The sequence below is a fragment of the Actinomadura darangshiensis genome (assembly GCF_004349235.1).
Taxonomy (GTDB): Bacteria; Actinomycetota; Actinomycetes; order Streptosporangiales; family Streptosporangiaceae; genus Spirillospora; species Spirillospora darangshiensis.
In genome coordinates this window covers 34,642-42,705 of record NZ_SMKY01000046.1, presented here as the reverse complement: position 1 = coordinate 42,705, position 8,064 = coordinate 34,642, and the positions used below count along the sequence as shown (strand labels likewise).

The 8,064-nt window shown below is 70.7% G+C and carries 6 protein-coding genes; 5 read left to right on the top strand and 1 reads right to left on the bottom strand.

Translation table 11 applies throughout. The features are described from left to right. The first annotated feature begins 28 nt into the window (after positions 1 to 28). The 4 genes from E1293_RS13350 to E1293_RS13335 are packed head-to-tail and all read left to right on the top strand — an operon-like array spanning position 29 to position 4,644. Positions 29 to 1,189 (top strand): ABC transporter substrate-binding protein, encoded by a 1,161-nt coding sequence (locus tag E1293_RS13350; RefSeq protein ID WP_132197504.1) that lies wholly within the window; start codon positions 29 to 31, stop codon positions 1,187 to 1,189. 16 nt (positions 1,190 to 1,205) lie between these two features. Continuing rightward, complete coding sequence (locus E1293_RS13345) at positions 1,206 to 2,075, top strand: branched-chain amino acid ABC transporter permease (protein WP_132197502.1); 870 nt, start codon at positions 1,206 to 1,208, stop codon at positions 2,073 to 2,075. Further along, positions 2,072 to 3,910 (top strand): branched-chain amino acid ABC transporter ATP-binding protein/permease, encoded by a 1,839-nt coding sequence (locus E1293_RS13340; protein ID WP_132197500.1) that lies wholly within the window; start codon positions 2,072 to 2,074, stop codon positions 3,908 to 3,910. The genes E1293_RS13345 and E1293_RS13340 overlap by 4 nt, the downstream gene beginning before the upstream one ends. Beyond that, a complete protein-coding gene (locus E1293_RS13335) occupies positions 3,910 to 4,644 on the top strand; it encodes an ABC transporter ATP-binding protein (protein ID WP_132197498.1) in 735 nt (244 codons plus the stop codon). Before E1293_RS13340 ends, E1293_RS13335 begins: the two co-directional genes overlap by 1 nt. A 69-nt stretch (positions 4,645 to 4,713) precedes the next feature. Here the strand turns inward: E1293_RS13335 and E1293_RS13330 are convergent, their stop codons facing one another. Then, positions 4,714 to 5,706 (bottom strand): ThuA domain-containing protein, encoded by a 993-nt coding sequence (locus tag E1293_RS13330; RefSeq protein ID WP_132197496.1) that lies wholly within the window; start codon positions 5,704 to 5,706, stop codon positions 4,714 to 4,716. Positions 5,707 to 5,903: 197 nt separating this feature from the next. Between E1293_RS13330 and E1293_RS13325 the strand changes: the two genes are divergently transcribed. Continuing rightward, a complete protein-coding gene (locus tag E1293_RS13325; protein WP_165978197.1) occupies positions 5,904 to 8,063 on the top strand; it encodes an outer membrane protein assembly factor BamB family protein in 2,160 nt (719 codons plus the stop codon). The last annotated feature ends 1 nt before the right edge of the window (position 8,064 follow it).

Here is an 8,064-nt window from a genome sequence, read left to right as displayed (position 1 = left end):
CCGTTGTCCCACCCCCCGAGGTGACATCATGCGAAACCTTCCCAGACCCCGCCTGACCGCGCTCGCCGCCGGCGTCCTCGCCGTGGGCCTCGCCGCCGCCGGCTGCGCCGCCCCCGGCGAGGACGACGACTCCGGCTCCGGCGGCACCGGCCCCATCAAGATCGCCCTGGTCGACGCGCAGAGCGGGCAGCTCAGCTCGCTCGGCAAGTGGGAGTACAAGGGCGCCAAGCTCGCCGTCGACGAGTGGAACAAGGCCGGCGGGATCGGCGGCCGCACCGTCAAGCTGGACGTGTTCGACGACCAGGGCGACCCGACCGTCGGCACCAACATCGCCCGCAAGATCGACAGCCAGGACTACGTCGCGATGCTCGGCACCGCGGAGAGCGCGGTCACGATCGCGATGGCGCCGACGCTGCGCACCGCCGAGATCCCGAACATCGCGTCCGGGCAGTCGCCGGGGATGATCGCGCTGAAGAGCCCCTTCCTGTTCCTGAACGGGCCGACGAGCACGACCTACGACGAGACGCTCGCCAAGTACGTCGTCGACCACAAGAAGTACACGAAGATCGCGATGATCACCAACAACGGCGCCTACGGCAAAGGGGAGCACGACGCGTTCCTCAAGGCGCTGAAGGACCGCGGCGTCACGCCGGCCGCCGACCAGGTCGTCACCACCGACCAGAAGGACTTCAGCGCGCAGCTGACCAAGATCCGGCAGAAGTCGCCGCAGGTCGTCTTCCTCGGCGCCGAGGAGGTCGAGTCCGGGCTGATCGTCAAGCAGGCCCGCGACCTCGGCATCGAGGCGCCGTTCGCCGGCGCCGCGCCGCAGGGCACCCCCGTCTACCTCGACACCGCGGGCGCGGAGAACGCCGAGGGCACCATCGTCAGCTCGCCCTACCTCGGCAACGACATCAGCGAGGCGTCCAAGAAGTTCGCCGCCGCCTACAAGGCCGCCTACGGCGAGGACGCCGAGATGCACGGCGCCAAGGCCTACGACGGCGCGCAGATCCTGCTCACCGCGCTGAAGAGCTCCGGTGCAGCGAAGGGCAAGAAGCTTGCCGACGCGATCCGGGCGGTGAAGCACGAGGGGCTGCTCGGCAGCTTCGCATACGACGAGACCGGGGTCGGCATCAAGGCCACCTCGATCGGCATCATCAAGAACGGGAAGCTCGTCAAGGCCGGCGGCTGACCGGGGAAGCGGAACGATGCAGGTCTTCCTTCAGACGCTGATAGGCGGGCTGAGCCTCGGCGCGATCTACGCCCTGGTCGCGATGGGGTTCTCCCTCGTCTACCGCACCATGGGGCTGGTCAACTTCGCGCACGCCGACGTGCTCATGATCGGCGCCTATGCCGCGTCCACCTTCTACATGTCCACCAAGCTGCCGTTCGCGGTGGCGATGGCGCTCGCCATCGCGGTGACCGGGCTGATCGGCCTGGTCATCGAGCGGGTGCTGCGCCCGCTGGAGAACAAGGACTTCACGCTGATGCTGATCGGCACGATCGGCTTCGGCATGGTCCTGCAGGCGGTCGCCGTGCTGATCTGGGGCGCGACCGGGCGCGCCGTGTCGTCCCCGGTCGGCGGCGCCCCGCTGGAGTTCGCCGGGCTCCGCGTCCGCACCTACGACCTGGTCGTCCTCGCCATCGCGGCGGTCGCCGTCGTGCTGCTGGCCGGGTTCCTGCAGCGCACCAAGCTGGGCGCCGCCATGCAGGCGGTCGCGATGGACCACGAGGCGGCCACCGCCGTCGGCATCCACGTCGGCCGCAGCAACGCGATCGCGTTCGCGATCGGCGCCGGGCTCGCGGCCCTCGCGGGCGGGCTCGTCGGCCCGCTGCTGTACGTGAACGCGACGATGGGCGGGGCGATCGGCATCAAGGGGTTCGCGGCCGCCATGCTCGGCGGCTGCGGCAACATCCCGGGCGCGATCGTCGGCGGCTTCGCCATCGGGATCCTGGACTCCTTCGCGGCCGGGCACTTCCAGGGCTACTCCGAGCTGGTCGTGTTCCTGGTGTTCACGGTGGCCATCATGATCCGGCCGACCGGGATCTTCGGCGAGATGACGGTGAGCCGCGCATGACCGGGCTGCTCCGACATCCCCGCACACCGCGGCTCGGCGGGATCGCGGTGCTGGTCGTCCTCGCCCTGATCCTGCCGTACCAGGTGGGGAGCTACACGATCCACGTCGTCAACATCGCGCTGGTGTTCGCGCTGCTGGCGATCGGGATGGGCCTCGCCATGGGCATCGCGGGCCAGATCAACCTCGCGCAGGTCGCCTTCTTCGGGGTGAGCGCCTACGCGACCGCGATCCTCACCACCCACAACGGGCTGGGGTTCTGGCCGGCGGCCGCGCTGGCGCTGCTGGCGTCCGCGGTGATCGGGCTGCTCGTCGGCGTCCCGGCGCTGCGGATGCAGTCGCACTACCTCGGCATCGTCACGCTCGGGCTCGCGCTCGGGTTCATCAACTGGACGACGAACGCGGAGATCGCGGGCGGGGCCGAGGGCATCTCGGCCATCCCCGTCCCGCCGATGTTCGGCATCGACCTGTCCAGCGAGTACCTGTACTACTACCTCGAAGCGGTGGTGTTCGCGCTCGCGCTGCTGTTCGGGCAGTTCGTGGTGCGGACGGGCCTCGGCCGCCGGATGATGGCGATGCGGGACGACCCGCTCGCCGCGGGCGCGGTCGGCGCGGAGATCCCGCTGCTGCGGATGACGGCGTTCATGCTGTCCAGCGTGTTCGGCGGCCTCGCCGGGGTGCTGTACGTGGGGCTGATCCGCTACATCGCGCCGGACACCTTCAGCATCGCCAACATGTTCCTGCTGCTGGCGATGGTCGTGATCGGCGGCCGGCAGAGCCTGGCCGGCTGCGTCGTCGGCGCGGTCGGGCTCACGCTGATCCGCGAGCAGCTGGTGGACTACCCCACCTACGCGCAGCTCGGCTTCGGCGTGGTCGTCGTGCTCATGGTCGTGTTCGCCCCGACCGGGCTGGCGGGCGTCCCCGCGAGGGTGCGGGCCGTCGTCGACCGGCGCCGGGGCACGTCCGCCGACCGCGCGGCGCTGCGCCCCTTCCGGCCGTACGAGCCGGGGGAGGAGGCGGCCGCGCAGGAGGGCGCGCCTCCGATGCTGGAGGTCCGGGACGTCTCCAAGCAGTTCCGCGGCCTGAAGGCCCTCAGCGAGGTGTCGCTCACCGTGGAGCGCGGCGAGATCCGGGGCATCGTCGGGCCGAACGGCTCGGGGAAGACGACGCTGTTCAACGTCGTCAGCGGCTTCTACAAGGCGTCCGGCGGGCGGGTGCTCATGGACGGCCGGGTCATCTCGGGCGGCCGCCCGTACCGGCTGTCGATGCTCGGCCTGGCCCGGACCTTCCAGAACCTCCGGCTGTTCGGGGAGCTGACGGTCCGCGACAACCTGCTCGTCGCCCTGGACCGGACCCGCACCCGCGCCATCTGGCGGTACCTGCTGTGGCCGGTCGGGATCTGGCGGCAGGAGCGGCGGCTGCACCGGCGGGCGGACGCGCTGCTGGAGCGCTTCGGGCTCACCGAGTTCGCCGCCGCGCCGCCGGGCTCGCTGCCCTACGGCATCCAGCGCCGCATCGAGATCGCCCGCGCGATGGCGGGCTCGCCGCGGCTCCTGCTGCTGGACGAGCCGGCCGCCGGGCTGAACGGCGAGGAGGTGCGCCAGCTCGCCGAGATCGTCCGGTCCATCCGGGACAGCGGCGTCACCGTCGTCCTCATCGAGCACAACATGGGCCTGGTCATGTCGCTGTGCGAGCGGGTGACCGTGCTGTCGAACGGCGGTGTGATCGCGGAGGGGACGCCCGCCGAGGTGGCCGGCGACCACACCGTGATCGAGGCGTATCTCGGTGACTCGGCGATGGCGGACATGCCGCTGCCGGACCCGACGGAGGTGAGCTGATGCCCGGCGAGGACGAGAAGGCGGAGACCCTCACGGTGGAGGACCTGTCGGTCCACTACGGGGGCGTCTGCGCGGTGCGGTCGATCGGGTTCTCGGTGGCGCCGGGACAGTCGGTGGGCATCATCGGCGCGAACGGCGCGGGCAAGACGTCCACGCTCAAGGCGCTGATGGGCCTCGTGCCGCGCAGCGGCGGCCGGATCCGGTTCGGCGGCACCGACCTGACCAAGGTCAAGGCGCGCGACGTGGTCCGGCACGGGATCGGCTACGTCCCCGAGGGGCGGCACGTCTTCCCCGGCCTGAGCGTCGAGAAGAACCTGATGCTCGGCGCCTACGCCCGCTCGTGGCGCGACGGCGGCACCGGGGAGGCGCTCGCCGAGGTGTACGACCTGTTCCCCGTGCTGAAGGAGATGCGGTCCCGGCTCGCCGGGGCGCTGTCGGGCGGGCAGCAGCAGATGCTGGCCGTCGGCCGCGCGCTGATGTCGCGGCCCCGCCTGATCCTGCTGGACGAGCCGTCTATGGGGCTGTCGCCCAAGCTGGTCGAGGACATCCTCGCCGTCCTCGTGCGGCTGCGCGAGGAGGGGCTCAGCCTGCTGCTCGTGGAGCAGAACGCCAAGCTGACGTTCGAGGCCACGAGCGACTGCGTGGTCATGGAGAACGGCGAGGTCGCGATGACCGGGACGTCCCGGGAACTGCGCGAGGACGTCCAGGTGCGGCGCATCTACCTGGGCCTGTAGCGGCCGGCGGCCGGGTGCGGACCCGGCCGCCGGAACGCGACGCACAGCACTGTCACCGGCACATCAGTGTCACCGGCAGAAGGGCTCTTTGCCCATGGCCGACTCGATGCCGCCCAGCAGCATCTTCCGGAACTGCACGGCGCCGGCGAAACCCGTGCCGTCGTCGGTGAAGGCCTTGGCGTCATGACCGAGCGTGGTGAGCCAGGCCCGCCCGCCGTCGTAGTACTGGCACCAGGCGACGGGGTGGAACGACCCGTGCCCGGGATGGCCCGACCCGCCCTGCACGCCCTCCGGCAGCGACTTCTCGTCGACGGCCGCGAGGAACCGCACCCTGGACGGGAACGGGACGAGGTTGTACCACTCGTCGCTGAACGTCCAGCGTCCCGGCAGGCCGGCGGTGGAGACGTCCCTGCGGTCCACGGTGCGGACGGTCCCGGTCTGGGCGTGCCCGTGGTCGTAGTAGTTCGCGCCGCCGAGGAGCCCCTCGTACCAGGGCCAGTTGTACTCGGTGCCGAACGCGTTGTGGACGCCCACGAACCCGCCGCCGCCCCGGATGTACTGCCGCAGCGAGGTCTGGGCTGCGTCGTCCAGGGTGTCCCGCGTGGTGCTCATGAACACGACGGCGTTGTACTTGAACAGCTTCCCGGGGGACGAGAGCTGGGTGACGTCCTCGGTCCAGTCGACCGCGAACCCGTTCTCCCGGCCCATCTCGACCAGGGCCTTCTGCGCGACGTTCGCGTCGCTGAGCGGCGGGTTCAGCCCGGCGGCGAGCGCGGGGCCGAGGTTGGCGTGCCGAGGCCCCGCGGTCCGGCTGTACACGAGGACCTTGTAGCCCTCGGCGGGGTCGAAGTTGCCCCAGTCGTGGTAGCAGCGCGGGTCGGTGCCCCGGCAGACGCCGTAGTCGGGGTCGCCGAGCTGCTGTGCCCCGCGTTGCTGCGGCTTGGCGTGGGTTCCGCCGGCCGCGGCGGGAAGTCCGGTGAGCAGCGTCGCGGCGACCAGCGCGGCGGCGGTGCCCGTCGCCGCCGTCACCGCGGTCACCAGGTGGGACGAGGGTCTCCTCATGGCGCAGGTTCCTTCCTGACAGGCTCGCTCTGTGGTCCATCTAGCGGTCCAGATGTACCGTTCAGAGGCGTTAGGACGATCTCATGACGACGGCGGGGCGGCAATACCCTTGTCAATTTCGCGGCGGCGGCCTACCGTGTCGTCCGTTGATCGGATCGGTTGGTCCGTCTAACGGACCACGAGTTCGGGAGTGCAGCATGGAACGACGGAACTTCCTGACCGGTGCCGCCGTCATCAGCGGAACCGCCGCCTTTACCGGGCTCCGCGCACCGGAGGCGGGCGCCGCGACCCGCCCGCGGCTCGCACTCCCCGTCCCCGAGCAGTCCCGGCGGCTCGGCCGCGCGGCCAGGAACTTCCCCAAGGTCGGCGGCGACTACGGGAACCAGAACCACTCCGCGCTGCACCGGATCACGCGCGGCAACGTCCGGCACCTCGGCGGCGCCTGGCACGTCAACCTGGAGGGCGGCAGCACGGAGGGCCGATCGCAGCAGAGCACGATCGTCGCCCAGGACGGCGTCCTGTACGTCCAGACCGCCCAGCAGAACATCTTCGCCGTCGACGGCCGGACCGGCGAGATCAAGTGGAAGACCAGCGTCGGCTCCGAGCAGACCAACATGCGCGGCGTCGGGCTCGGCGAGGGGCTCGTCTTCACCACGTCCGGCGCCAACATCGTCTACGCGCTCGACCAGCGGACCGGCGCCGTCGTCTGGCAGCGGGAGCTGCTCATCGCGGGCGAGGGCGACCCGGACTGCGACCCCGACAGCGGGCAGTGCGGCGGCAACCGCGGCGGGCTCGCCGGCGCCATCGTCTACTGGGACGGCCTGATCTACGTCGGCACCGAGGGCAGCACCGCGGGCGCGCGCGGCCGCGGGTACGCGCTGCACGCCCGGACCGGCGAGACCGCCTGGATCTTCTGGGGCCCGCCCGGACCCGGCGAGTACGGCAACGACACCTGGGAGGGCGAGACCTGGAAGACCGGCGGCGTCGTCTGCTGGATCCACCCGGCGATCGACCCCGAGCTCGGCCTCGTCTACTGGACGTTCGGCAACCCCTATCCGCGGACCAACGGCTCCACCCGGGCCGGCGCGAACCTGTTCGCCAACTGCCTGGTCGCCATCGACGCCAAGACCGGCAAGCGGCGCTGGCACTTCCAGTCGGTGCACCACGACATCTGGGACTTCGACAACGTGATGGCGCCCGTGCTGTGCGACCTGAAGATCGGGCACCGCAGACGCAAGGTCGTCGTGTACGGAAGCAAGACCGGGATGTACTACATCCTCGACCGGGAGAACGGGAAGCCGGTCCACGGCATGACCGAGCGGCCCGTCCCGCAGGAGCCGCGGCAGAAGACGTGGCCCACCCAGCCGTTCCCCGGCGGCGAGCCGTTCGTCCACCAGTCGCCGAGCTTCCACGACACCACGAGGCCCGTCCCGTACTACCCGACCGGGGAGATCTACACGCCGTTCTGGGACGACGCGACCATCCTGTTCCCCGGCGCGGGCGGCGGCGCCGACTGGTCGTACCTGTCGTTCAGCCCGCACACCGGGTTCGTCTACGTTGGGTACGGGCTCGTCAACTCCGCCTACTCCAACACCAACGGCGGGCGCGTCAACACCGCCCGGCCGCTCGGCGAGTACTTCTCCGGCGGCATCGTCGCCGTGGACCCGCGCACCAACCGGCCCGCCTGGCGCCGCGAGGGGGAGTGGTCGCTGGCCCACGGCAACGGGATCCTCACCACGGCCGGCCGGGTCATGTTCCAGGGCCGCCCGGACGGCGTGCTCGTCGCGATGGACGACACCGACGGCCGCGAGCTGTGGACGTGGCAGTGCGGCGCCGGCGTGCACACCAGCCCGATCACCTACGAGATCGACGGCGAGCAGTACGTCGCGGTGTTCGCCGGCGGCAGCTGGCTGCCCTACCGCGACATCCCGAAGGGCGACCACCTGTGGGCGTTCAAGCTGCACGGGAAGGTCGGCCCGGCGCCCACACCGACGCCGCCGTCCAAGCGGAACCAGATCCGCGCGGCGGCCGTCGAGGGCGCGGTCACCGGCAACACGGTCACCCTCGGCCGGATCTGGAATGAGGACGAGAACATCCCCGGCGACGAGGAGAACTTCGTCGCGCAGGATGCGATGTCACCGCAGCACCTGACCATTCCGGTCGGCACCGAGGTGACGTTCCTCAACCCGTCCGGAAACGAGCATTCGCACGGCGCCGCGTCGTTCTTCGAGCACGAGTTCAACACCGGGAAGCTCAAGCCCGGCGAGTCGTACCGCCACACCTTCCGCAAGCCGGGCGAGTACTTCTACAACGACCCGGTCTTTCCGCAGAACACCGGAAAGATCGTGGTGAAGTGAT

Excerpts from the sequence above, each read along its gene's own strand:
- E1293_RS13350 (WP_132197504.1), top strand. The coding sequence starts at position 29 with ATGCGAAACCTTCCCAGACCCCGCCTGACCGCGCTCGCCGCCGGCGTC.
- E1293_RS13345 (WP_132197502.1), top strand. The coding sequence starts at position 1,206 with ATGCAGGTCTTCCTTCAGACGCTGATAGGCGGGCTGAGCCTCGGCGCG.
- E1293_RS13340 (WP_132197500.1), top strand. The coding sequence starts at position 2,072 with ATGACCGGGCTGCTCCGACATCCCCGCACACCGCGGCTCGGCGGGATC.
- E1293_RS13335 (WP_132197498.1), top strand. The coding sequence starts at position 3,910 with ATGCCCGGCGAGGACGAGAAGGCGGAGACCCTCACGGTGGAGGACCTG.
- E1293_RS13330 (WP_132197496.1), bottom strand. The coding sequence starts at position 5,706 with ATGAGGAGACCCTCGTCCCACCTGGTGACCGCGGTGACGGCGGCGACG.
- E1293_RS13325 (WP_165978197.1), top strand. The coding sequence starts at position 5,904 with ATGGAACGACGGAACTTCCTGACCGGTGCCGCCGTCATCAGCGGAACC.